This is a genomic window from Staphylococcus sp. LKG3-1 (assembly GCF_048568385.1).
Taxonomy (GTDB): Bacteria; Bacillota; Bacilli; order Staphylococcales; family Staphylococcaceae; genus Staphylococcus; species Staphylococcus saprophyticus.
The window spans coordinates 2,636,760-2,660,957 of sequence record NZ_CP183796.1; the positions used below are offsets into that span (position 1 = coordinate 2,636,760).

Consider the following 24,198-nt stretch of genomic DNA (forward strand, 5'->3'; position numbering starts at 1 on the left):
AAACATAGCGCTTATATGTCATTTTATATTATAAAGTAACATTTTACGATTCATATCAATTATACCAAATAATTTAGTTGTATCATGTTAAATTATATAATAATAAAAAAATATACGCTTTATTTTAATTTTGGTGCTAAGAGAATAAGCAGGAATCAATGTATTACGATTTAATCAGCGAAGGTATCATTTTTATATAAAAAAGTTCACCTATCAATTCAATTAAAGTCTGTGTGATGATCACTGTTGTGGTTATTGTAACCCACTGATCTGGTAATGATAATGCTAGGGGAAGTACGACTAAGGCATTTCTAGTGCTTGTACTAAAGGCTAATGTCCGTAAAATGGATGGTTTTAAATGGAAAAGTTTACCCGTGAAATATCCGATAAAAGGAGCGATTAGCATAAAGATAATATATATAGGCGCTACTTTGACAACAACCGATAAGTCATTAGCGATTTTATTAATTTGTGAACCTACCACGGTAAATAATACCAGTGACATAAAGAGTTCAGGTAGCCAAGAAGTGGCCTTTAAAGTCTGTGACATCACATAATATTTTTTACTCAATAATTGTAAAGTCAATACGAGTAGTAATGGAATAATTATAAATGTGAAAAAAGAATGTATAAACGGCTCTATATCAATTATTGTAAGTATAGATTTATCTAAAAACATTGTTAAATACAGTGGTAATAATAAAATTTGTAAAACAAACAAAATGGGTGTTGAGATAAGCATATATTGAGCGTTGCCTTTACCTAAAGCAGTGAAAACAATGACGTAATCAATACATGGTGTTAATAGTACTAGAAATAGCCCAATTAATATTGCAGATGAGCTTATATTGAAAATAGAAATTAAAAAGTAAACGAGAATAGGTAGAATGACAAAATTAGCAATGATAAGTGCTGTCACAAATTTTAAGTTTAGGACACGCTTTTGTAATTCGAAAAAGGGGATCTGTGAAAACATACTAAACATAAGTATTGCGATACATATAGCTACTAAAGTTTCTAAAATGCTAGATATACCTGGGAAATTGGTCCCTATCAGTATGCCAAGTATTATTGCAGAAAAATAAATATAGATTTGAAAGTGTTCAATTTTTGTTTTGAAATGTTGCATAGTAACCTCACTTTACTGTATATATGACTGAAAATATGAATGGACATAGATTAAAATAAACCTCACAATTCTAAAGTTGATTGAACGAAAGAATGAGGTTTATTTAGTGTTACAGGCTATGATTTTTGTTCCGCTTGCACATTTACTTTATTTTCAATTTTATCTTCATTTGAATTGTCGACACTCAATAATAAAGCGCGAACGACAAGTACACCAGTTAGCAATAGTAATAGATTTTTGAATAATTTCATTCCCATCACACACCTATCTTATTAAACTGAGTTACGCACTGTTTCATGACATGAGGTACCACAACTATAAAGTTATAACGATTATTAAATATATACCCGTTTTTAGTAATTATAAAGGCGTTTAAATATCCTTAATAACAATTTGTTTATTGGCTTTTTTGACTTCGGCAACAAGGGATTGACTATTGTTTTCAACTGACGTATCAGTAACTTCGTCATTTTCAATAGTAAAAAATACTTGGCTTAAAATGCCCATAGCATAGTCGTTAATTGGACTGACTAAGGAAATTGAATTTTCATCTTCTTGAATAGCAAATGCTTGTTTACTTTGATTGATTAGCTGCCATTGAGGTAAATAAGTTAATTTCATAAATAACACTACCTAAGGTGAATCTAAATGGTTAAATTGTATTGATTATATTATAAACTAAATGTATCAATGAATATACAATTTCAAGAGATTTACAATAGCGCAGTTAAATTGAATTTTTAAGGGAATAACATAGTGATAATAAAAATCATTAGAGGTGATGTTATGAATTTTCTTATTATTGTAATACTTAGCCTCATTTTTGCATTTTTAGCAACGATGCCATTCTTATTTATTAATACCAGGTTGCATGAAAATACTAATCACTCAAAAGATGAGGTTCAACATGAGAGGGTGCGAGCAGTTAAACGCTTTGTTTACTTTTTTATTTTAGCAATAGTGATTTTGTTAATTTACACTTTTTTAACTGATTAAAGATTAAAATATAGGATGAACGTATGAATTATAGCTGGATGCTTAAGTTAAGCTAGCAAAAGTCATGCTATAGAAAGTATATTTTTAAATAATTTAACTATGCTAGATTATAAAAAAGCCCTGCAAAGTCGTTTTCATTTAGTAAATGTCTACTTTGAAGGGCGCATCCGTATTAAATTAGAGATTCTTTGGTACAATATTTAACTAAATATGAGTGCAAATAGGATACCTACAACACCAAAAATAAGCAACATTACTGTAACGCCTAGTAATGATTCTTTTGCTTGTTCAGAACCTCTTAATTTGTATGTGATAAGTGAAACGATACCACAAATTAAAAAGACAAGAGATAGCCAAAAAACAATCATGAAATGTAGATTCAAATCACTACACCTCCTTTAATATGTTTAAATGTTTATAGTGAGTTCAATAAAATTAAATCATTGAACAAGTTTTGTTATATCTCATAGCCTTATCATTTTATCACTAATTAACAAACAGCAATAGGGAAATATTGAAATTACTGTTTTATATTTAAAGTGTAAGCAGCAATAATACAAATTATAGTGAAGTTTGAAAAAAGGGAAAATAGGTAATTTAAAACTGTGACAAGCTTTTATAGGGGGATATCGAATTCAATGGAAGATAATAATTTAAAACAATTGAAACAAAGCATCGAATCACTACAATCCAAAAATATTGATGAATATCAAGAATCATTCGAAAAAGTTGAATCTGAAATTGTACAACAAAAAGTTGAGGTAAGAAATTCATTAATGCCTGATAATAATCAAGAAGATGAACGAATTAAGGATATTGCAAATAAGCTAAACGAACATATTAAGACTGGCTTTAGTGAGTTTGAAAAGGTAGATGAAATTCTGAATTATTTAGAACCTGCTTTTCAAAGAGGAAAGGTAGATAAAGCATATGGACGTGCACTTTTACTTTTAGTAGAAAATACAATGATTGAACAAGTGAAAATACATTTTGAACATTCAAAAGATAATGCCAGATTAATGGATTTTATCTTAGATAAGTTAATAGAATTAAGTGCAGAAATCATGCCAGATAATTATACAGAAATTTTGAGATTAGAAAAAAGATTCTTTGAGTTACGATATAGTGAAAAGTAATATACTTTAAATTAAGTAGCTGATTAATGTATAATATGAGTAATATAATGAAGATAGGAGATAGAACGATGAATGAAGTAAATAAAGTAATTTACATTGTTTTAGCCGTTTTCTTGGGTAGTTTTGGTATTCACAAATTTTACGCAAGAAAAACAGGTATGGGTATTCTTTTCCTAGTATTTTGTTGGACAGGGATTCCACAAATTTTAGCGATTATTGGCGCAATTTTAACATTATTCAAACCAGCAGATCAAAACGGTAATGTCTTAGTCTAAAACCAATACAATTTAGGCTGAGTAAAACGAAATGAAATTTAGTTTTTGGATACAAGTAAACCCTACGCATATGAATGCGTAGGGTTTGTTTTGTTAATATATTAATATATGACAATAAAAAGTGGGCTGATACGCATATTTCACTCAGCTTTAAAATATATTGTTAGAGATTAACATATAATTAAAAAAACTTTATAAAATTTACAATTCTTAATTAAATCTTGTGGCGACAGTAAACAATTAAAAAACTTTTAAATTTTAAAATGTATCGTAATAGACAAATAGTTATTATTTGTTATGATTAAATAAAGATTTGAAAAAGATTAACAGTGTAACGAATAAAATAAAGATGGTCGAGGTAACGCTTATGACATTTTATGATTTTGTAATTGGTTTTATTGAAGACGATACACCGTTAGGGCAACTTGCACATAATATCATGAGAGATAAAAATTTCCCTAGATATGAAACAAGTTCTATTAAGTTAAACTCGTATTTTTATAGTCATTATTTTGATCACGAAGTATTAGCATCCGCAAAAAGAGCATTGAGTTTATACCTTAATAATATTGAACTTAGATAATTAAAAAGAAGTTTACTTATCGTAATACCAATTTTGTTTTCTCAAAGCGTCTCTAATGTCTTGAGTTTTAAAATTTATTTCGTTATTTCTGATCGAGAAAGGTTCAATTATATTTTGAGCCATCCATGAGTTAATGAGTTCCTTAGGTAAACCATCTAGTTCCATATCACTTTTACTTACAACAAAGCATTCCCAATCAAGTGAAACTTTAGATGGATTAACGTAATTACATTCATTAAGTTGATTCATAAAAACACTCCTTAATATTGTAAATCCGACGTTAACTTTTACCCATGTATGTTGAAAATGAAACGATATTCAAAAAATAAATTATTATTATGTCATTTTTTGAATCATTCATAAAGCATATATAAATTTGAAAGTATTTTATAGAATAGTGCTGTTGCGGTTTAAAGAAATATAAGCTTAAATATAACTCATTTTGTGAACTTATTATAAAAAAATGACCCGAAAAATTTCGACATCTTAATAGTTGTAATTCAAACTGTCGGCAAAGTCTTGGCTTTGTTGGCAGTTTTTACGCACTCTTTACGCAATCACTGTCTTAGTTTGTAGATTTCGGCTAGCGCTGTTTCCATGGAAATTGGGTCAAATGACTGCCAATGCAATAGGAAAAATATGTCCTGCACGATCTACATATATGAATAAATATAAAAAATAGACAAATCTTCCACAAATTAATGTGGTAGATTTGTCTATATCCTAACCTACGCTATCATAATAGTCGTAGGTATTTAAAATCTATTTTTTTGCTACTGTGTATGCTTTACCAAGGTATAATACCGAGGATACAGGCTACAATAATCATAAATAAACTGGAACCAATAGCCCATTTTATGACGATTCTTTGGTTTTGTCCGTATTCAATATCTAACATACCGACAAGTAAGTAACCTGCAGCATATAGTGGACTTAATACATGAAGCGGTTGTCCTAATACCGAAGCTCTTGCCATGTCAACTTTAGAGATACCAAATTGTTGAGCTGATTCAGCAAGTATTGGTAATACACCATAATAAAATGGATCATTTGCCATAAAGTAGGTGAATGGGCCACTAAGTATCGCAGTGATTAAAGCAAAATGGTTGCCCATTGCATCAGGAATAATGTGTACCAAGGCGTTAGCCATTTCATTGACCATCTTAGTACCATTCATTACACCAGTAAAGATACCAGAGGCAAATACTAAACTAATAACGGATAGTACATCGCCAGCGTGTTTTTTTACAACTGAATTTTGAATACTGAGATTTGGATAATTGAGTAAAATTGCAACGCCAAACCAAAGCATAAACATAACTGGAATAGGCATGATACTAATGACCAAACATATGATCAACGAAATGGTAAGCAAGGCATTTGGTATAAGCATTTTAGGTCTTTTAAGTAATGATTCTTCTTTTGTATCTGTAGGTTTAATATCATCTAAGTCAATATCTGTATAAGATGTGATATGTTTTTTGGCACGTTTACCTAATATGTATGCAACGCCAAAAGCAAAAACAATTCCGGCAATCATAGCAGGAATAATTGGTACGAATACTTCTTCAGTAGTGACTTGCAGTGAAGAAATTGCTCGTGCCGTCGGGCCACCCCAAGGTAACATATTCATAACACCTATGGATAGTAGTGCCAGCGTCGATAGTGTATATAAACTCATGCCGATTTTTTTATAAAGTGGCATCATTGCAGTAACAGTGATAATGAAAGTCGTTGTCCCATCGCCATCTAATGCTACCATTGATGCTAAGATAACAGTACCAAAAGTGATTTTAACTGGGTCCCCTTTAACGACTTTTATAATTTGATTAATGACAGGTTCGAATAATCCCGCGTCAATCATCACACCAAAATAGAGTATTGCGAAAGTAAGCATAATTCCTGTTGGTGCAACGGTTTCAATACCATCTAGCATAAATTTACCGAGACCTGCATAAAAACCACCAATCAATGCAAAAATTGTTGGTATAACAATTAACGCAGTTAAGGCTGACATTTTACGTGTCATAATTAATACCATGAATATAATAATCATGATAAAACCTAATATAGCTAAATTCATTTGTAATCCCCCCTATTTTTTATATTATAGCGCTTTCAGAAGATTTGTAAAATTAAAATATGAAAAAACTTTATATTAATTAATAGGGCATATAATTTGAAAATAAAAAAGCCTCTATAATTAACTAAATAACTTTAGAATTATAGAGGTTTAAATATTATATTGAATTGATATGTAAGAGATTAAGCTATAAATCCAGAAATATAAGCTGTCCATATTGGATAACTTAATAAAATAAATGAAAAAATAGATACGCACATTGCAAAAATGTTCGCAATACGATCGCCATGTAGACAAGCGTAAATGTTAATTAATAAGACACCTAAGATAAATAAGCCACCTGTTAAAATAGGTAGGTTACCTTCTAAAACTTTTCCAATTGCAAGTAAAGGTGTTGCTAACGTAATTAACGACAAGAATAGTGACAATATGGTTGTAGCATATTTCAAATTATTCAGTCCTCTCTTGTATTTTAAAATGATATCAATTTAAAAAAATTAAAACTGTTTTGTACTTACTTAAAAATAATATTTGCTTATGCGTAGGATTGCAAGTTATTTTAAAATATTAAGAGGTAGAATGATATATTCATGTTAAATGAAACACAGTCAATCATTAATACAAACGCTTTATTCACCAATATATGGCGTATTTTAATTAATAGGTATCAACGGTATGATTTATTCGAATAACTCGATATCTTGCTTGTTAAAGTAGTAAATGAGCCAATGTTCATCTACGTAATAGTCTTCATATTTTCTAGCGTGTTGTTCCAAAACCAGTGTCTCAAAATTGAGATTGCTGAAAAATACTTTGCCACTAATATTATTTGAAACAAGGGAAGTCATTAAAATCTCAATTTGTTTTTCATCACATATTTCGAAGACTTTACGCATTAACAAGTTTGATATAGATGCTCGTGCGTTGTGATTTTCACCTTTTACACATATGTTTTCCAATGTAGCTTTATGCGCTATACTATATCGATTTGTATGAATTAATGTGACAGCACCAATTAATTCCTCACCATCAAATGCACCGATAATATTGTAGTCCGTAGTCTCCGGTGATAGGATTCTAGAAATATTTGCCTCTTCAAGACATTTTTTATTTTGCAGTTTCCATGCCATAACCTCAAGTTTCTTATCAATACCTTGTAGTAAAAGCGCGTGATATATAGGAAGATCTTCAATTGTTAAATAACGAATATGAGTCATTTATTCCCTCCTTATCCAGAAAACTAAATTATTAAGTATAAGTACTGTAGTTAAGCGATTTATATATAATACTAAAGGAAAAAATTTATTTGAGCAATACTATATTTAATTTTTTGTAAAGATATGTATAAATTTAGAATTCAAGTTATAAAAAAATATATTTTTATAAAGTTTAAACCATTCCTTAATATAATTTTTAAGTAACGAAATTAAATAGGATAATTATGCTATAATATGGTGAGTTATATAAATGAAAGCGGAGGCATAAATTATGGGGGCTTTAGTAACAATCATAGTTTCTTTAATCGTGCTTATTCTTACTTCTTTTTCAATATTAATTGTATGTCTGTATAACCAATATAAAGACAATTAAAAGTATTTAAAACATGAGACTTCAAGAACAAGCAACAAGAACTGAATAGCAAAGAAAACCCCCGAAATTCAATTTAGAATTTCGGGGGAATTACATATTAATATTAATCTACAACTGCTACATTTAAGTCAACTTCTATATTACCACGTGTCGCTTTTGAATAAGGACAAAACTCATGCGCATCTTGTAAATATTTCTCTGCTTCTTCTTGAGATAATACGTTTTTAACTTTTGCATCAATAGAAACACTTAATTTAGGGCTCTCTGCTTCTGGATCATCTTCTAAACGAACAGTCAAAGTAACTTCTGGCTCAGCGCCTCTTACTTTATTTTGTTTTAAGATTAAATCGAAAGCACCATTAAAGCATGAAGCGTAACCTGCTGCGAACAATTGCTCTGGGTTCGTACCTTTTTCAGCATCGGCTTGAGCTGGTGGTACAATCGCTACATCAATTGCTTTATCATCAGTTTGAACGTGTCCATTACGTCCACCTGTATTTGTCGCTTTTGTTTCATAATTTACTGCCATACTTATTACCTCCTAAAATTTTCATATTTATTCTTTACCCAACAAATAAAATTTAAATCATTCTAAGATATCAAGAAAATATAATTTAAGGATTATTTGTAATTTTTTTCGAAGTTGTTATACAATTATAAATATTATTAAAAAGAGGGCGTTTTTAAATGACTGAAGTAAAAGTTGCTGTAACCATTGCACCAGAACAAGAACTCTCACAATCAACGATAGATGATTTAATACAGTTTCAAGATTCAATTGATATTATTGAATTACGAATCGATCAATGGACAAATCTAAACGAAATTGCTATCGAAAAAGTTGTTGAAGATCTTCAAAGTTTAAAACTAAATAAAAAGCTATTAGTGACGTATCGAACTTCAAATCAAGGTGGTTTAGGTGATTTTGGGGAGGATGACTATATACAAATTCTAAGGAAAATTGCTAATTGCCAAAATATAGATATGTTAGATATAGAATTTGATCAAACTAGATCATTCAATATTTTACAAGAACTGATTGAACTAGCTCATAAAAATCAAGTTCAAGTCGTACTGTCTCACCATAATTTTAAGGAAACACCAAAGCTTGAAGCGTTAAAGCATTTATTTTATAAAATGCAGCAGCTTGATTCGGATTATATAAAAGTTGCTGTGATGCCTCATGGTAAACAGGATGTACTAAACCTATTGAATGCAATGTCTGATACTGCAGATGTTGTTTCGCAACATGTAGTGGGCATTGCCATGTCTAAGATTGGTTTAATATCAAGAACAGCACAGGGTGTATTTGGAGGGTCGATTTCATATGGCTGTTTAGACACACCCAAAGCGCCGGGACAAATACATGTTTCCACGTTAAAAAAGCAACTTAGTATGTACGAGTAATTTGAAAATATATTGTACCTGTCTTATAATTGAAAATAGTTATCATTGACGAAAGGGCGATATATAATGGAACTACAAGAAGCAATTGCGAATCGTAGAAGTGTTAAAATTTTTAAAAGAGATATGACTATAGATGACGACGCTTTATACAAAGCAATCAAACAGGCTACAGATGCGCCTAACCATGGTCTAAGAGAACCTTGGAGAGTAGTTCATATTGCAAAAGATAGATTAGGAGATATGAGTAAACAATTATCAGAAATAGCATTTCCTAATTTACAGAAAAAACAGCAAAACCATTATGAAGTAGCCACACATTTAGGTGGTATGCTTGCTTTAATTGTCAAAGAAGATCCTAGACAAAAAGAAAACTTGGAAAATCATATGGCTTTTGGTGCATTTGCTCAAAATTTAATGCTCTTATTACACGAAGCAGGTATAGGTACATGTTGGAAATCACCTGCATATATTTTTACACCAGAAATTAGAGAACTCTTTGGGGTTAAAGATGATGAAAAATTAGTGGGGTTGTTATATTTAACAGATTTAGAAGACGAGTTACCTCATAGAGAGCGTCACTTTAATGAAATAATAGAAAAATTTTAATTGCTATAAGTACTGTGATGCATTGCATCATATTAAAAAGGAAGCTGAAACATAACTAAAGATGTTTCAGCTTCCTTTTATTGTTTAAAAATTAAGTGATTATTTAAACGTTTCTTCTAAAAATGATTCAACTTGATCTGGTGATTTCGCATTAGCAGAATGTAGGTGTGCTAATTTTTCACCATTTTTGAATACGAGTAAACTAGGGATGCCCATAACGTCATTTTCTGCTGCAACATCTTCTAATTCATCACGGTTAACAGTGAACCAACCATAATCATTGTATTTTTCTTGAATTGGATCAATCCACATATCCATTGCTTTACAATCAGGGCACCAACCAGCTTCGAATTTTACAATCACTGGATTATCGCTTTGAATTGTTTCTTTAAATGCATCATTTGTGTTAATAGGTTTCATTGATTTTGCTCCTTTTTTTGATATTAGTAATACCATTATAACGGACGATTGTATGTTATAAAAAAAATCAGCTTATTAATTAGAGCGTTTTTGTAACAAATTTGATATATTAGTGATAACTAGTTATAGGAGGTACAGAATCATGATAAAATTTTACCAGTATCCTAATTGTACAACTTGTAAAAAAGCAGCTAAATTTTTACAAGATTACGGTGTGAGTTTTGAACCCATAGATATCGTACAGCATACACCAACTAAAAATGAGTTTAAAGAAATACTAGAAGTAACTGATATCGATATTAATAAATTGTTCAATACGCATGGCGCTAAATATCGTGAATTAGGTTTAAAAGATAAACTTAAAGATTTAACAGATGATGAAAAGTTAGATTTATTATCTGCCAATGGCATGTTGGTTAAAAGACCGCTAGCGATTTCAGGTGACAAAGTAACTGTTGGATTTAAAGAAGACGAATATAAAGCAACTTGGTTGTCATAAAATAATAAAGGCGATTAAATTACGTTGGACTATTATTTTGACAAAATAATGAAAACGCTTTACCGGTGTTTTTCGAAAACATTATAATAATTTAAAGATGCCATTAAATAGTTGATTGTATGCTATTCATATGGCATCATTAATATGTAAAAACATTTAGGAGGGGATTCTCGTGGCAGTACCGAGTGAATTAAAATATTCTAAAGAACATGAGTGGGTAAAAGTTGAAGGTAATACAGTAACAATTGGTATCACTGAATATGCACAAGGTGAACTTGGCGATATCGTATTCGTTGAATTACCAGAAGTTGATGATGAAATTAATGAAGGCGACACGTTTGGTAGTGTTGAGTCCGTAAAAACAGTTTCAGAACTTTATGCGCCAGTATCAGGTAAAGTTTTAGAATCTAATGAAGAACTAGAAGACAGTCCAGAATTCGTAAATGAATCACCTTACGAAAAAGCTTGGATGGTAAAAGTTGAATTAAGTGACGAAAGTCAATTAGATGAATTAATGTCAGCAGAACAATATTCTGAAATGATTGGTGAATAATATTACATAGAACTCCATGATATAACTATCTTGGAGTTTTTATTTTACCTTTTTTTATCTATATTCAAATGAGACTAATCAAAAAATTGTTAAGACTTTGTAAATGCAGACGTAGTCATTTGTTGTAGGTAAGTGTATTTAGCTGACAAAAATGGATTGCCATAATAAGATGAAATTAGAAAACTGTAAAGGATGTTTATGGTCACTCAGTATTGTGAAGAACTAAATAGAGAAATTTACTATCAACATTTAGAGGGTGGATGTCATGGCGATACTAAACCAAGTAATTATTGTAGAAGGAAAGTCAGACAAAAAGCGGGTAAAACAAGTAATCGATCAACCAATCGATATTATTTGTACTAATGGTACGATGGGTGTCGATAAAATTGATGAAATGATTGATACATTATACGATAAACAAGTGTATATACTTGTCGATGCCGATGATGAAGGTGAAAAAATTCGAAAATGGTTTAAACGATATTTAAGTGAAAGTAGACATATAAGAATAGATAAACAATATTGTGAGGTTGCACGTTGTCCTAAACGATATTTATCCAGAGTGCTTGAAAAGCATGGGTTTACGGTAAAGGATGAAGAAAAAGTAGCTAAAGCGAAATTGGATTATATAGCTGAAAGGGTAAGTTTATTAACATGAAGTTAACAAATCAACAACGCGTCAATATAGATGAACATATAAATCAGGAAAAATATCTTATATTTGGATACACACCGACATGTGGTACCTGTAAAGTTTCTGAAAGAATGTTAGACATTGCTAATGAAATATTAAAATTACCAATTACTAAAATCGATTTGAATTTTCATCCAGATTTTAGTCAGGAACATGAAATACAATCTGTACCTGTGTTGATGTTGATGTCAAAAGGTGAAGAGCAAAAAAGAATTTACGCATTTCAATCCGTCCCTAATTTGTTAGAAAATTTAAAATAATTATTGACGAATCATTAGTGCGATGGTAGGATTAAAAATAATTAAATAACGAAACTCTTATCACGAGAGGTGGAGGGATGTGCCCTTTGAAGCCCGGCAACCGTCTGTAACAGAAATGGTGCCAATTCACATAAAGTTCATAGAAACTTTAGAAGATGAGAGAAGCAAACGTTGCTTTCTCTATTCTTCAATGAACATAGGGAAAGCATTTTTTATTTAATTGAAACAAAGCAATACGAGGAGGCAACAGAATGATTGAGTTAAATCAAATAGTCAAAAGGTACAAAACGAAAAAACAGGACGTACTTGCTGTAGATCATGTTGATTTAAGTATTCAATCAGGCTCAATTTTTGGTGTTGTTGGTTTTTCAGGTGCGGGGAAAAGTACATTAATAAGACTTTTAAATCATCTTGAGCAACCAACATCAGGAGACGTTATTATAGATGGTGACACTATAGGTAAGCTATCAAAATCGGACTTAAGAAAAAAACGTCAAAAAGTGAGTATGATTTTTCAACATTTCAATTTATTATGGTCACGTACTGTATTAAACAATATTACATTCCCATTAGAAATCGCAGGGATTTCACGACAAGAAGCCAAGCAACGTGCGCTTGAGTTAGTGGAATTGGTCGGATTGAAAGGGAGAGAAGATGCTTATCCTTCAGAATTATCAGGTGGGCAAAAACAACGTGTGGGTATTGCGAGAGCATTAGCTAACGAACCATCTGTATTATTATGTGATGAAGCGACAAGTGCATTAGATCCACAGACAACAGATGAAATATTAGAACTATTATTGAAAATAAAAGAAGAAAGAAACTTAACCATCGTTATTATTACACATGAAATGCATGTCATTAGACGTATTTGCGATGAAGTTGCAGTAATGGAAAATGGTAAAGTGATAGAACAAGGCAAAGTTTCAAGTGTATTCGAAAATCCACAACACGATGTGACAAAACGCTTTGTGAAGGATGACTTAAATGATGACTTCGACGAATCAATTAGTGAACTCGTGTCACTTAATGAAAATGATTACGTTGTGCGTTTGAATTTTACTGGGAACAACGCAACGGAACCATTAGTGTCATACATAACGAAGACACACAATTTAGATGTCAATATTTTGGAAGCTAATATTAAACATACAAAAGACGGTTCTATCGGATTTTTAATCATACAATTTGCCGTTGCAAATTCAGAAAAATTTGAAAAATTCAAGAATGATTTAGAGGCACAACATGTATCTGTGGAGGTGGTTAGACATGGGTAATTCATTAAGCGATATCCTCCGAGAAATGTTTACAATGCCAAACGTAAGCTGGGAAGAAGTTTGGGTTGCAACATATGAAACCATCTATATGACGGTAATAGCAACAATATTTGCATTTGTTTTAGGAATTATTTTAGGTGTCTTGCTCTTTTTATCAGCTAAAAGTAAGTCGCCAGTCGCTAGAGTATTTTATAGCATTGTTTCATTCATTGTGAATTTATTCAGAGCGATTCCGTTTATCATTTTAATCTTATTGTTAATTCCATTTACAAGTTTAGTATTAGGCACAATCAGTGGTCCTACAGGTGCATTGCCAGCATTAATCATCAGTGCAGCACCATTCTATGCAAGATTAGTGGAAATCGCATTTAAAGAAATTGATAAAGGTGTAATCGAAGCGGCTTGGTCAATGGGAGCGAGTACTTGGACTGTAGTGAGAAAAGTACTTTTACCAGAAGCAATGCCAGCATTAGTATCTGGCATCACAGTGACAGCCATCGCATTAGTTGGTTCTACAGCAGTTGCAGGTGTCATCGGTGCAGGTGGTTTAGGTAACTTAGCTTATTTAACAGGATTCACACGTAATCAAAATGATGTCATATTTGTTTCAACTATTTTAATACTTATTATTGTGTTCATTATTCAATTTATTGGTGATTGGGCAACAAATAAAATTGATAAAAGATAAATTCATAAAGGGGAGATTTTTATATGAAAAAGTTATTAAGTTTAGCTTCGGTCGTTGTGCTTGCACTTGTTCTAGCAGCATGTGGTAACGGTGGTGGCGGTAAAGATAAGACGATTACTGTTGGTGCTTCACCAGCGCCACACGCTGAAATTCTTGAAAAAGCAAAACCGTTATTAAAAGATAAAGGTTATGATTTAAAGATTAAAACAATCAATGATTATACAACACCTAATAAATTATTAGATAAAGGAGAAATTGACGCAAATTTCTTCCAACATACACCTTACTTAAACACTGAGAAAAAAGATAAAGGCTATAAGATTGAATCTGCAGGTAATGTTCATTTAGAACCTATGGCCGTATATTCTAAAAAATATAAAAGTTTAAAAGATTTACCTAAAGGTGCTACTGTCTATGTTTCAAATAATCCTGCTGAAGAAGGTCGTTTCTTAAAATTCTTCCAAGACGCTGGACTTATTAAAATTAAAAAAGGTGTTAAAATTGAAGATGCTAAATTTGATGATATTGTAGAAAATAAAAAAGATATCAAATTTAACAACAAACAATCAGCAGAATATTTACCAAAAATTTATCAAAATGAAGATGCGGATGCCGTCATCATTAACTCTAACTTTGCTATTGATCAAAAATTAAGCCCTAAAGATGATTCTATTGTCTTAGAAAAAGCGAAAGATAATCCATATGCAAACCTAATTGCAGTTAAAGATGGACATAAAAACGATAAAAAAATCAAAGCTTTAATGGATGTATTACAATCTAAAGAAATTAAAGATTACATCAACGATCATTACGATGGTGCAGTTGTACCAGCAAAATAATATTGAATATATTAACAAACCCTTTAACTCAAATAGTTAGAGGGTTGTTTTTATGTTTGGAATATTGTGGAACGGCATTATTTAAAACTAAAACTACAAAGTAAAAGACGAGTGATAGTTATTTTTTACGTTACACATGTAAAAGAAGTATAGTTACTATACGTTTGTTTTTCGTTATTATTACTAAACGCGCTATAGTTTGTTGTATTTGCGATACAGAAAAGTTCAAATGAATCGCTAAATTTAATTTTAATGTCTTTCAAAAAATTTGATGTTTGGAAACTAATATTAAATTTTGCTCTGTAATGTTCATTAATTCCTAAAATTTAAATACCAATTAAAAACACTTTAGTTTTTCAATTTTTAAATCAAATTAACCATTGGAAACTTTGTATAATGTCTTTACTTAAATTAAATGAGTTCGGTTGATGCTTTAATCGTTTTTTATATAATTTGCCTGCATCTTCTTCTTTGATTAGGATGTCCATACTAGCTTTTGTTACTAAAGTGGAAGAAAATTGAATAATAAGTATATCGGAATCTAAATAAATAATACGCCACTTGCTAGAGAAACATCGTAACAATCCTTTGCCTGTCCAAGTAAATTGATCGTCCTTTAATTTATCGTAACCTAAGATAGATTTTGTTTTGTATTTTGTTTGATACTGTACTTTGTCTAGCAATATTAATGGTTCCTTTTCTATTATTGAATAAGAGATAGAAGGATTTGCTTTTTTGCCAGAAGTCCACATATTAAACGTTGACGCAATAATCTTCCATTTTCCAGGCAAATGTTTAATGTATTGAATATTGATCGCTCCTCTGCATAAGTTATTTTGTCATATAGAATTAAATTTACAAAAAAGCGCAATAGGTCACGTCTTATGATATGTGCCTATTGCGCCTATGTTTTATTATTTTATGTTAATCGTGTTCATCTTTAATATCGCCGACGATATTTTCTAAAATGTTTTCCATTGTAATGATACCTATAGCTTGTTGATTTTCATCTTCAACAAGGGCGATATGAATTTGTTGCGATTTCATTTGTTCAAGTACCTGATGATATTTTGTAGTCAATTTAATTTTAAGGATATCGTGTGTGATTTCCTGAACTGAAGTGACACTGTCATTTAATAAATCTTTTGAATGAATGTAGCCAACAATGTTCGTTGGATTATCTTTGATTACCGGAAATCTAGTATAGTTTGCATTGTTTACATAAGATTTTGTTTCATTTATATCGCTATTTATATCGATAACAGAAACTTTTTCTAAAGGTAGATAACCGTCTTTTATTTTCATTTCATCAAAAGCGAAAGCACGATTAATATGAGTTAATTCGTTTTCAGAGATTTCTCCACCTTCGTGACTTTCTTTAATTAATAGCTTTAACTCTTCTTCTGAATGATACAATTCACTTTCTTTAGCAGGTTGCATGCCGAACATTTTTAAAATTAAACGCGCCGAACCGTTAAGGATATATATAAATGGATAAAATATTTTGTAAAACATAATGATTGGTTTGGCAATGATTAATGTGATTTGTTCAGCTTTTTGAATTGCAATGGTCTTAGGTGCCATTTCTCCAACAACAACGTGTAAGTAAGTCGCAATAACAAAAGCACTGATTAAGGTGAATATATGGATCATTGTTTCAGAAAGTCCAATACTACTAAATAAGGGATGTAATAAAAATTCGAAAGTGGATTCACCGACCATACCTATTCCTAGAGCGGTAATTGTGATACCTAATTGACAAGCAGCTAGGTATTCATCTAAATGCGTTACGACTTTTTTAGCGGCAATCGCATTTTTATTATTTCCACTAGCAAGTGAATTGATACGAGATGAACGTACTTTGACGATTGCGAATTCTGTCGCAACAAAGAATGCAGTTAATGCAAGTAATACTATAAATGTGATTAAACTAATAAGGGTTCCCAAAAATTAATTAATTCCTCCATTGATTTGTTATTCAATCTATACCGATTGATATTCTATTATATAAAAATTAAGAATTCATGGCTAGTGTAACGTATTACACTGAGTGATTTTTTGAAGCATGATTATAATTTAGGTTGAAACGGTTAATCGGCGGTCACCCTACCTAATCTATAACTGATCACAAAACCTAATAACAGTGTAACGATTGATATAATCCAAATCATTATTGTACTTGGTAAACCGGGGAATACAGCATATAGTGAACCGATTACAAATCCTATGATTAATGCGTATGTTAAATAAGTATAATAAGACAATAAATATTGGATTAATTTACTAGAACACAAGAATCCGAATAATACGCCACAACCGACAGTAATTAAAATAGGTAAAGCTGCAAAGTTAAGTGAAACAAATTCAGAAATAGCATACATGATTGTACCGTAAACACCGAATACGAGTAACATAAATGAACCTGAAATGCCTGGTAATAACATTGCACTAGAAGCACATGCGCCAGCAATAAAATATTTTAATATAAGTCCTGTTGAAAGTGATAGTGTTTCTCCCGCATGCTTATCACCACTATTCATCACAGTCATCATTACTATGATGATAATGCCTACAACTAATAATAAATAATGCGGTGTTGTAAAAGTGTGTTTAAAACGAGAAGTTTTCAATAAATAGGGGATGATACCACCAATTAAACCTACAAAAAAGAACATTGTTGGAACAGTATGCGTATTAAGTAAATAGTTGATTAGTTTACTAAGTAAACCGATTGCAACTACCATGCCGATACCGATAGGCAGTAAAAACTTTAAACTTTCCCAAAAACGTTTTGAAAAAAGACCACTGATAGAACGTATAAAATCATCGTATATACCCAGTAAGAGCGCGATTGTACCGCCACTAACACCAGGTACGAGATCTGTCGTTCCCATCGCAAAACCTTTCCAAAGATTTGACCATTTGATTTTTGACATATTCAATTCCTTTCTTAAATAAAATGTATTAATGATAATAGCATAATATGGCCTATTACAATAATGAAACACGTAAAATAAAAAGGATGTAAAAAATATATTTTTGATTATATTGCGGAAAATTACCATTGAGAACATGATATCGTTTTTTATCAGTTAAGAAATACTTACTATTATTATCGAAAATGATTGTGTTTTAATAACGATTTTAATTTAGCACTTGAAAAGGTTTATATTCACCTATAACTACGTTATAATGAGAGGATGTAACAAGGGCTCAGTCTTTTGACTGTAGATTAAAATTATTATAAACTAGATAGGAAAACATATCATATAATACGGAGGGAATATGTATGCCATCAACATTAGAAATTAAAGACCTACATGTGTCTATAGAAGATAAAGAAATCTTAAAAGGTGTTAACTTAACAATTAACACTGGTGAAATACACGCAATTATGGGGCCAAATGGTACGGGTAAATCAACATTATCATCTGCAATCATGGGACACCCTAGCTTTGAAGTAACTCAAGGGGAAGTTATCTTAGATGGCGTCAACATCTTAGAATTAGAAGTTGACGAACGTGCGAAAGCAGGTCTTTTCTTAGCAATGCAATATCCATCAGAAATCACTGGTGTAACTAATGCAGATTTCATGCGTTCAGCAATTAATGCAAAGCGTGAAGAAGGCGAAGAAATTAACTTAATGCAATTCATTAAGAAACTTGATAAAGAAATGGACTATTTAGATATAGATCAAGATATGGCTCAACGTTATTTAAATGAAGGTTTCTCAGGCGGAGAGAAAAAACGTAATGAGATTTTACAATTAATGATGTTAGAACCTAAATTTGCTATTTTAGATGAAATTGACTCTGGTTTAGATATCGATGCGCTAAAAGTTGTTTCTAAAGGTATCAACCAAATGCGTGGTAAAGAGTTCGGTTCATTAATCATTACGCACTATCAACGTCTATTAAACTACATCACACCTGATCACGTTCATGTAATGTATGGTGGTAAAGTAGTTACTTCAGGCGGTCCTGAATTAGCGAAACGCCTTGAAGAAGAAGGTTATGAATGGGTTAAAGAAGAGTTCGGTGCTGCAGAATAAGTCTCAACTCATATTAAATATATTAATTTAGATGAAGATTTAAGGTCTTGATTTAAGCCGATGAATTAAATCATATAATCATCAAATGGGAGGAAAATAGTATGACGACTGAAACTTTGAACATTTCTGAAGCGCAACTTGTTGAGTATTCACAAGCCCATAATGAGCCAGCTTGGTTAACAGAATTACGTAAAGAAGCGTTGAAATTAACTGAAACTTTAGAAATGCCAAAACCAGATAAAACAAAAATTAATAGATGGGATTTTGACTCATTTAAACAACATGAAACGACAGGCGATGTATATCAATCATTAGAAGCATTGCCAGAAGCTGTTAAAGAGATTATTGATATTGAGAACTCAGAAAATTTAATTATCCAACATAATAATACACTTGCTTTTTCTAAAGTTTCTGACTCTGCAAAAAATGACGGTGTCATTGTAGAAGGCTTAGCAGATGCGTTAGTAAATCACCCAGATTTAGTGAAACAATATTTCATGAAAGAAGCAGTAGTTGTGGATGAGCATAGATTGACTGCGTTACACACAGCGTTATTAAACGGTGGTATGTTTGTTTACGTACCTAAAAACGTTGTCGTGGAGCACCCTATTCAATATGTTGTGTTACATGATGACAACCAAGCAAGTTTTTACAATCATGTTATTATTGCTGCTGAAGAAAGTGCAGAAGTAACATACGTAGAAAACTATTTATCAAATGCAGACGGTGAAGGCAATCAACTAAACATTATTTCAGAAGTAATTGCTGGTGCTAACTCAAAAATCACTTACGGATCAGTTGATTATTTAGATAAAGGCTTTACGGGTCATATCATTCGTCGTGGTACAGCAGATGCTGATGCGAAGATTAATTGGGCTTTAGGTCTAATGAATGAAGGTAGTCAAATTATTGATAATACAACTAACTTAATCGGTGATCGTTCTGAAAGTGAATTGAAGTCCGTGGTAGTTGGAACTGGAAGTCAAAAAATCAATTTAACTTCTAAAATTGTTCAATATGGTAAAGAAACGATTGGTTATATTTTAAAACACGGTGTTATGCTTGAAAGTGCTTCAACTGTATTTAATGGTATTGGTTATATTAAACATGGTGGTACGAAATCAAATGCAAACCAAGAATCTCGTGTATTAATGCTATCTGAAAATGCTCGAGGAGATGCTAACCCAATCTTATTAATTGATGAAGACGATGTAGAGGCTGGACATGCAGCTTCTGTTGGTCGTGTAGACCCAGAACAACTTTATTACTTAATGAGTCGTGGTATTTCTCGTCAAGAAGCTGAACGTTTAGTTATTCACGGCTTCTTAGATCCAGTAGTACGTGAATTACCTATCGAAGATGTAAAACGCCAATTACGTGAAGTAATTGAACTTAAAGTAAACAAATAATTAACAAAAATAAATGTAGTCAAGGACAGTAGTAATTAAATTGTGATGTCAAAATTTGAACGTATGTAAATGGTTATTAAATACGTTTTACAAGTTATGATTGAACCTTTACTAAGGTCTGATTATTGATTCTTAATTAAGGAAGGCCTGTGAATAATTTGACTGATACATTAAATGTTACTGAAATTATAAAAGATTTTCCGATTCTCAACCAACAAGTGAATGGCAAAAGATTAGCGTATTTAGATACAACGGCCACTAGCCAAACGCCTGTTCAAGTGATTGATGTTATGGCGGATTATTACAAACGTTATAACTCAAATGTGCATCGTGGTGTTCACACACTTGGTTCATTAGCAACAGATGGTTACGAGAGTGCACGTGAAACGGTCAGACGTTTCATTAATGCTAAATATTTTGAGGAAGTCATTTTTACAAGAGGTACAACGGCTTCTATTAATATTGTTGCACATAGTTATGGTGACGCACATGTTTCTGAAGGTGATGAGATTGTTGTTACTGAAATGGAACATCATGCAAATATTGTGCCGTGGCAACAATTAGCTAAACGTAAAAATGCACATTTGAAATTTATACCAATGACTGAAGATGGGCAATTAGCGTTAGAAGATGTTAAGGCAACAATCAATGATAATACGAAAATTGTTGCGATTGCACATGTTTCTAATGTCTTAGGTACGATTAATGATATTAAAGCAATTACTGAAATCGCACACCAACACGGTGCAATTATCAGTGTTGATGGTGCACAAGCTGCGCCTCATATGGCACTAGATATGCAAGCGTTAGATGTCGATTTCTATAGCTTTAGTGGCCATAAAATGCTAGGGCCAACAGGTATTGGTGTTCTGTATGGTAAACGTACGCTACTTAATAAAATGGAGCCTACCGAATTCGGCGGTGACATGATAGATTTTGTAAGTAAGTACGATGCTTCATGGGCAGATTTACCGACTAAATTTGAAGCTGGTACACCATTAATTGCACAGGCAATTGGTTTGGCCGAAGCAATTAGATATTTACAAAATATTGGCTTCGAAGCGATTCATCAACATGAATCAGAATTAACTGCATACGCTTATGATAAAATGTCAGAAGTAGATGGTATTGAAATTTATGGACCTGCCAAAGACAAACGTGCAGGTGTCATTACTTTTAATATGGTTGATGTTCATGCACATGACGTTGCGACTGCAGTAGATACTGAAGGCGTAGCAGTAAGAGCAGGGCATCATTGTGCACAACCACTTATGAAATGGTTAAATCAATCTTCTACAGCGCGTGCAAGTTTTTACATTTATAACACGAAAGAAGATATTGACCAATTCGTTGAAGCATTGAAACAAACGAAGGAGTTTTTCTCATATGAATTTTAATAATTTAAATCAGTTGTATCGTTCAGTTATAATGGATCATTATAAAAGTCCTAGAAATAAAGGTACTTTAGACAATGGTTCTATGACGGTAGACATGAACAATCCAACTTGTGGGGATCGCATTCATCTAACGTTTGACATCGAAGATGGTTTCATTAAAGATGCTAAATTTGATGGTGAAGGTTGTTCTATTTCTATGTCGAGCGCTTCTATGATGACAGAAGCGGTCAAAGGTCACACATTGGCTGACGCTATGAAAATGAGCCAAGAATTTTCAAAAATGATGCTTGGTGAAGAATATGAAATTAGCGAAGATATGGGCGACATTGAAGCGTTACAAGGTGTTGCGCAATTTCCAGCAAGAATTAAATGTGCCACATTAGCTTGGAAAGCACTTGAAAAGGGTACAGTTGAAAAGGAAGGCAATACAGAAGAGTAAAGATTCATTCGAATTGATACGTTGACATTGTGTAAAATTCCATTCAAACTGGAAAGAACAACAAGATAAATAAACGTGAATATGTATAGATAGAATAACAGTCTCTATGAGATAAAGTAAAAAATGCAAATAACAGACAAATCAATTAGCACGTTAGTCGTTTTTTAATATATAAAAGGAGTGATTTAAATGGCTAAAAAAGCACCTGATGTTGGGAATTATCAATATGGTTTCCACGATGAAGATGTTTCCATTTTTAGATCAGAACGCGGTTTGACGGAAAATATTGTCCGTGAAATTTCAAATATGAAAGAAGAACCAGAATGGATGCTAAATTATAGATTGAAATCATTAAAACAATTTTATAAAATGCCTATGCCACAATGGGGTGGGGATTTATCAGAATTGGATTTTGATGATATCACTTACTATGTTAAGCCATCAGAGAACACTGAACGTTCTTGGGATGAAGTGCCAGAAGAAATCAAACGTACATTTGATAAACTTGGTATTCCAGAAGCAGAGCAAAAATATCTTGCTGGTGTTTCAGCACAATATGAGTCAGAAGTTGTTTACCATAATATGGAAAAAGAACTTGAAGATAAAGGCATTATCTTTAAAGATACAGACAGTGCTTTAAGAGAAAACGAAGAGTTATTTAAGCAGTATTTCTCAACGGTTGTGCCAGCTGCAGATAACAAATTCTCAGCGTTAAACTCAGCTGTATGGTCAGGTGGTTCATTCATCTACGTACCTAAAAATATTAAATTAGATACACCATTACAAGCTTATTTCCGTATTAACTCAGAAAATATGGGACAATTCGAACGTACTTTAATCATTGCAGATGAAGGTGCTTCAGTGAACTATGTTGAAGGTTGTACTGCCCCTGTTTACTCAACAAGCTCATTACACTCAGCTGTTGTTGAAATTATTGTTCATAAAGATGCACACGTGCGTTATACAACAATCCAAAACTGGGCAAACAATGTTTATAACTTAGTAACGAAACGTACATTAGTATACGAAAATGGTAACATGGAATGGGTTGATGGTAACTTAGGTTCTAAATTAACTATGAAATATCCAAACTGTGTACTAATGGGCGAAGGCGCTAAAGGTAGCACATTATCGATTGCATTTGCTGGTAAAGGACAAGTTCAAGATGCAGGCGCTAAAATGATTCATAAAGCACCTAATACTTCTTCAACGATTGTCTCTAAATCTATTTCTAAAGATGGCGGTAAAGTTGTTTATCGTGGTATCGTTCATTTTGGTCGTAAAGCGAAAGGTGCGCGTTCAAACATCGAATGTGATACTTTAATTTTAGATAATGAGTCAACTTCAGATACAATTCCTTATAATGAAGTATTCAATGATAATATTTCTTTAGAGCATGAAGCGAAAGTTTCAAAAGTTTCTGAAGAACAATTATTCTACTTGATGAGTCGTGGTATTTCTGAAGAAGAAGCTACAGAAATGATCGTAATGGGCTTCATTGAACCATTCACGAAAGAACTTCCAATGGAATATGCTGTTGAAATGAACCGTTTAATTAAATTCGAAATGGAAGGAAGTATTGGTTAAGATTTTCTAATCTCTAACTTTCTTTTATAAAATAATAAAACACGAGTAATACCTATGGTTAAAGTGTGCATCAAGTGATACTTTAACTATAGTGTATACTCGTGTTTTTTTGATATGATTTCAGTGTAAACATACAGGTTCAATGTTGGAAGTAATCATATACATTGCTTGCCATATTACATAGTGTATAAACTTAGTGTCATTTACGCCAACGATCTAATTTTGCCATGAATTTTTTTGTGTACATTTTGTTTAAAAAGAATTTTTGAACTTTATTCAT

At 31.9% G+C, this 24,198-nt stretch carries 30 protein-coding genes and 1 riboswitch; of the genes, 17 read left to right on the forward strand and 13 right to left on the reverse strand.

From position 1 onward, the window contains the following. Window positions 1-163 precede the first annotated feature (163 nt). From ACM595_RS13270 to tsaT, 4 genes are all read right to left on the reverse strand, one after another. Window positions 164-1,129, reverse strand: coding sequence for an arsenic resistance protein (locus ACM595_RS13270; protein WP_115338626.1), 966 nt, complete (start codon window positions 1,127-1,129; stop codon window positions 164-166). Window positions 1,130-1,245: 116 nt separating this feature from the next. Next, on the reverse strand, window positions 1,246-1,380 hold the full coding sequence (locus ACM595_RS13275; RefSeq protein ID WP_011303560.1) for a hypothetical protein: 135 nt from the start codon (window positions 1,378-1,380) through the stop codon (window positions 1,246-1,248). 121 nt (window positions 1,381-1,501) lie between these two features. Beyond that, a complete protein-coding gene (locus tag ACM595_RS13280; RefSeq protein ID WP_037538920.1) occupies window positions 1,502-1,750 on the reverse strand; it encodes a hypothetical protein in 249 nt (82 codons plus the stop codon). 575 nt (window positions 1,751-2,325) lie between these two features. Further along, on the reverse strand, window positions 2,326-2,508 hold the full coding sequence (tsaT, locus tag ACM595_RS13285; RefSeq protein ID WP_011303557.1) for a type II toxin-antitoxin system toxin TsaT: 183 nt from the start codon (window positions 2,506-2,508) through the stop codon (window positions 2,326-2,328). 255 nt (window positions 2,509-2,763) lie between these two features. On the opposite strand from tsaT, the gene ACM595_RS13290 reads away from it, so the two are divergent. The 3 genes from ACM595_RS13290 (at window position 2,764) to ACM595_RS13300 (ending at window position 4,119) form a co-directional block, all read left to right on the forward strand. Next, window positions 2,764-3,261: a hypothetical protein gene (locus tag ACM595_RS13290; protein WP_069825758.1), complete on the forward strand. Its 498-nt coding sequence runs from the start codon at window positions 2,764-2,766 to the stop codon at window positions 3,259-3,261. A 68-nt stretch (window positions 3,262-3,329) separates the two neighbouring features. Continuing rightward, window positions 3,330-3,536, forward strand: a complete 207-nt coding sequence (locus ACM595_RS13295; RefSeq protein WP_002483856.1) for a TM2 domain-containing protein — start codon at window positions 3,330-3,332, stop codon at window positions 3,534-3,536. Window positions 3,537-3,903: 367 nt separating this feature from the next. Further along, complete coding sequence (locus ACM595_RS13300) at window positions 3,904-4,119, forward strand: YozE family protein (protein WP_037538918.1); 216 nt, start codon at window positions 3,904-3,906, stop codon at window positions 4,117-4,119. Between the two features lie 12 nt (window positions 4,120-4,131). Here the strand turns inward: ACM595_RS13300 and ACM595_RS13305 are convergent, their stop codons facing one another. From ACM595_RS13305 to ACM595_RS13325, 5 genes are all read right to left on the reverse strand, one after another. Continuing rightward, window positions 4,132-4,368 (reverse strand): hypothetical protein, encoded by a 237-nt coding sequence (locus ACM595_RS13305; RefSeq protein WP_011303554.1) that lies wholly within the window; start codon window positions 4,366-4,368, stop codon window positions 4,132-4,134. Between the two features lie 538 nt (window positions 4,369-4,906). After that, window positions 4,907-6,202, reverse strand: coding sequence for a CitMHS family transporter (locus ACM595_RS13310; protein WP_041079632.1), 1,296 nt, complete (start codon window positions 6,200-6,202; stop codon window positions 4,907-4,909). Between the two features lie 182 nt (window positions 6,203-6,384). Continuing rightward, window positions 6,385-6,651 (reverse strand): hypothetical protein, encoded by a 267-nt coding sequence (locus ACM595_RS13315; protein ID WP_069825759.1) that lies wholly within the window; start codon window positions 6,649-6,651, stop codon window positions 6,385-6,387. Window positions 6,652-6,882: 231 nt separating this feature from the next. Continuing rightward, the gene (locus tag ACM595_RS13320; RefSeq protein WP_419744364.1) at window positions 6,883-7,419 is read right to left on the reverse strand and encodes a GNAT family N-acetyltransferase; all 537 of its coding nucleotides are present in this window, start codon (window positions 7,417-7,419) and stop codon (window positions 6,883-6,885) included. A 476-nt stretch (window positions 7,420-7,895) separates the two neighbouring features. Continuing rightward, the gene (locus ACM595_RS13325; protein ID WP_011303551.1) at window positions 7,896-8,321 is read right to left on the reverse strand and encodes an organic hydroperoxide resistance protein; all 426 of its coding nucleotides are present in this window, start codon (window positions 8,319-8,321) and stop codon (window positions 7,896-7,898) included. A 158-nt stretch (window positions 8,322-8,479) separates the two neighbouring features. On the opposite strand from ACM595_RS13325, the gene aroD reads away from it, so the two are divergent. After that, window positions 8,480-9,199: a type I 3-dehydroquinate dehydratase gene (gene aroD, locus ACM595_RS13330; protein WP_194375895.1), complete on the forward strand. Its 720-nt coding sequence runs from the start codon at window positions 8,480-8,482 to the stop codon at window positions 9,197-9,199. 66 nt (window positions 9,200-9,265) lie between these two features. Beyond that, window positions 9,266-9,805, forward strand: a complete 540-nt coding sequence (locus tag ACM595_RS13335; RefSeq protein ID WP_002483850.1) for a nitroreductase family protein — start codon at window positions 9,266-9,268, stop codon at window positions 9,803-9,805. 99 nt (window positions 9,806-9,904) lie between these two features. Here the strand turns inward: ACM595_RS13335 and ACM595_RS13340 are convergent, their stop codons facing one another. Further along, window positions 9,905-10,225: a thioredoxin family protein gene (locus ACM595_RS13340; RefSeq protein WP_011303549.1), complete on the reverse strand. Its 321-nt coding sequence runs from the start codon at window positions 10,223-10,225 to the stop codon at window positions 9,905-9,907. A 142-nt stretch (window positions 10,226-10,367) separates the two neighbouring features. Between ACM595_RS13340 and ACM595_RS13345 the strand changes: the two genes are divergently transcribed. The 7 genes from ACM595_RS13345 (at window position 10,368) to ACM595_RS13375 (ending at window position 15,035) form a co-directional block, all read left to right on the forward strand. Then, window positions 10,368-10,724 (forward strand): arsenate reductase family protein, encoded by a 357-nt coding sequence (locus ACM595_RS13345; RefSeq protein WP_011303548.1) that lies wholly within the window; start codon window positions 10,368-10,370, stop codon window positions 10,722-10,724. A gap of 172 nt (window positions 10,725-10,896) precedes the next feature. Continuing rightward, window positions 10,897-11,277 carry a glycine cleavage system protein GcvH gene (gcvH, locus tag ACM595_RS13350; protein WP_002483847.1) on the forward strand — a complete coding sequence of 127 codons (381 nt, stop codon included), beginning with the start codon at window positions 10,897-10,899 and terminating at the stop codon, window positions 11,275-11,277. A 265-nt stretch (window positions 11,278-11,542) separates the two neighbouring features. Next, window positions 11,543-11,935: a toprim domain-containing protein gene (locus ACM595_RS13355; RefSeq protein WP_011303546.1), complete on the forward strand. Its 393-nt coding sequence runs from the start codon at window positions 11,543-11,545 to the stop codon at window positions 11,933-11,935. Beyond that, window positions 11,932-12,231, forward strand: coding sequence for a thioredoxin family protein (locus ACM595_RS13360; protein WP_037538911.1), 300 nt, complete (start codon window positions 11,932-11,934; stop codon window positions 12,229-12,231). Before ACM595_RS13355 ends, ACM595_RS13360 begins: the two co-directional genes overlap by 4 nt. A gap of 54 nt (window positions 12,232-12,285) precedes the next feature. Beyond that, window positions 12,286-12,393: riboswitch (SAM riboswitch) on the forward strand. A gap of 89 nt (window positions 12,394-12,482) precedes the next feature. Next, the gene (locus tag ACM595_RS13365) at window positions 12,483-13,508 is read left to right on the forward strand and encodes a methionine ABC transporter ATP-binding protein (protein WP_041079624.1); all 1,026 of its coding nucleotides are present in this window, start codon (window positions 12,483-12,485) and stop codon (window positions 13,506-13,508) included. Continuing rightward, window positions 13,501-14,196 (forward strand): methionine ABC transporter permease, encoded by a 696-nt coding sequence (locus ACM595_RS13370; protein ID WP_037538908.1) that lies wholly within the window; start codon window positions 13,501-13,503, stop codon window positions 14,194-14,196. Before ACM595_RS13365 ends, ACM595_RS13370 begins: the two co-directional genes overlap by 8 nt. Window positions 14,197-14,219: 23 nt before the next feature. Continuing rightward, a complete protein-coding gene (locus ACM595_RS13375) occupies window positions 14,220-15,035 on the forward strand; it encodes a MetQ/NlpA family ABC transporter substrate-binding protein (RefSeq protein WP_002483842.1) in 816 nt (271 codons plus the stop codon). A gap of 368 nt (window positions 15,036-15,403) precedes the next feature. Here the strand turns inward: ACM595_RS13375 and ACM595_RS13380 are convergent, their stop codons facing one another. The 3 genes from ACM595_RS13380 to ACM595_RS13390 form a co-directional block, all read right to left on the reverse strand. Next, complete coding sequence (locus tag ACM595_RS13380) at window positions 15,404-15,826, reverse strand: hypothetical protein (protein WP_115338624.1); 423 nt, start codon at window positions 15,824-15,826, stop codon at window positions 15,404-15,406. 133 nt (window positions 15,827-15,959) lie between these two features. Beyond that, window positions 15,960-16,982, reverse strand: a complete 1,023-nt coding sequence (locus tag ACM595_RS13385; RefSeq protein WP_002483840.1) for a hemolysin family protein — start codon at window positions 16,980-16,982, stop codon at window positions 15,960-15,962. Window positions 16,983-17,125: 143 nt separating this feature from the next. Next, window positions 17,126-17,971 carry a DUF368 domain-containing protein gene (locus ACM595_RS13390; RefSeq protein ID WP_037538904.1) on the reverse strand — a complete coding sequence of 282 codons (846 nt, stop codon included), beginning with the start codon at window positions 17,969-17,971 and terminating at the stop codon, window positions 17,126-17,128. A gap of 353 nt (window positions 17,972-18,324) precedes the next feature. Between ACM595_RS13390 and sufC the strand changes: the two genes are divergently transcribed. From sufC to sufB, 5 genes are all read left to right on the forward strand, one after another. After that, a complete protein-coding gene (gene sufC / locus ACM595_RS13395) occupies window positions 18,325-19,086 on the forward strand; it encodes a Fe-S cluster assembly ATPase SufC (protein ID WP_002483838.1) in 762 nt (253 codons plus the stop codon). Between the two features lie 101 nt (window positions 19,087-19,187). Beyond that, window positions 19,188-20,495, forward strand: coding sequence for a Fe-S cluster assembly protein SufD (gene sufD, locus ACM595_RS13400; RefSeq protein ID WP_002483837.1), 1,308 nt, complete (start codon window positions 19,188-19,190; stop codon window positions 20,493-20,495). 158 nt (window positions 20,496-20,653) lie between these two features. Further along, a complete protein-coding gene (locus tag ACM595_RS13405; RefSeq protein ID WP_037538939.1) occupies window positions 20,654-21,892 on the forward strand; it encodes a cysteine desulfurase in 1,239 nt (412 codons plus the stop codon). Continuing rightward, window positions 21,882-22,331, forward strand: a complete 450-nt coding sequence (gene sufU / locus ACM595_RS13410; RefSeq protein ID WP_011303539.1) for a Fe-S cluster assembly sulfur transfer protein SufU — start codon at window positions 21,882-21,884, stop codon at window positions 22,329-22,331. The genes ACM595_RS13405 and sufU overlap by 11 nt, the downstream gene beginning before the upstream one ends. 189 nt (window positions 22,332-22,520) lie before the next feature. Then, the gene (gene sufB / locus ACM595_RS13415; RefSeq protein WP_002483834.1) at window positions 22,521-23,918 is read left to right on the forward strand and encodes a Fe-S cluster assembly protein SufB; all 1,398 of its coding nucleotides are present in this window, start codon (window positions 22,521-22,523) and stop codon (window positions 23,916-23,918) included. Window positions 23,919-24,198 lie beyond the last annotated feature (280 nt).